The 813-nt window shown below is 71.2% G+C and carries 2 protein-coding genes; both read right to left on the minus strand.

Annotation, left to right across the window (positions count from 1 at the left end; all coding sequences use genetic code 11):
- A partial coding sequence (locus tag GSF22_RS33990; RefSeq protein WP_208817972.1) for a DUF2510 domain-containing protein occupies nucleotides 1-191 on the minus strand: 191 nt, incomplete at its 3' end.
- A 28-nt stretch (nucleotides 192-219) separates the two neighbouring features.
- Nucleotides 220-813: RDD family protein (locus GSF22_RS33995; protein ID WP_244454628.1), on the minus strand; the 594-nt coding region annotated here is incomplete at its 5' end.

Below are 813 nucleotides of genomic sequence, written 5' to 3' on the forward strand. Positions count from 1 at the left end.
GGTGGTGGCGGACCGGCCGGAGCCGGAGGTGAGGGCGGAGCGGCCGGAGCCGGCGGCTCCTCCTCGGGCAGCGGCCCCTCCGGTGGGGTGGCGTCGACGGGCAGCGAACGGCCCACCCAGCCACCTCCGTCCCAGTAACGCTGGGTGGTCGGTTCGGCGGGATCGGCGTACCAACCCGGGGAGACGCTCATGGTGCCAGCCTCAGTTCACTCCGCACGGTCACCCTGGAACCTTAACGACGACGGTACGGGCGAACCTGTCGTGGAGGCACTGCTGGTGGGGCTTGTCCCACAGTTGCCACAGTCCGTCGAGCAGGTTCAGGCCGGGGACCACCATCCCGGCGAGGAACTGCACGGTGTACCGGCGGAACGCCAGGCCACGGGTGAGCGGCACGGTCGGGTCGAGCGGCTCCACCCGGATCTTCATGGCCCGCTTCCCGACCGTCTGCCCGGAGCGGAACATGATCTCCACGTAGTAGACGTAGTAGAGCAGCAGCATCACCACGATCAGGCCGGCTTCCAGCAGCAGCAACGGCACGACGAAGTCGGCGAACACCGTCGCCGGGTCGAGCGGCGCGGCGCCCGGCTGACCCAGCCCGTCCGGGTACACGTCGCTCAGGAAGTTGTAGTAGAGCAGGCCGAACGCGGGCAGGAACAGCACCACCGCCACCACGGACCAGATCCCGGCGTCGATCAGGTGCGCCAGCAGCCGGTCGGCGAAGCTGGCCAGCGGCCGACCACCCGGAGCCGTCGGAGGTGGGGGCGGGGGCCGCAGCCCCGGGTACGGGTACGGCGGCGGGCCCGGGTACGGCGC

This window comes from Micromonospora echinofusca (genome assembly GCF_017614955.1).
Lineage (GTDB): Bacteria > Actinomycetota > Actinomycetes > Mycobacteriales > Micromonosporaceae > Micromonospora > Micromonospora echinofusca_A.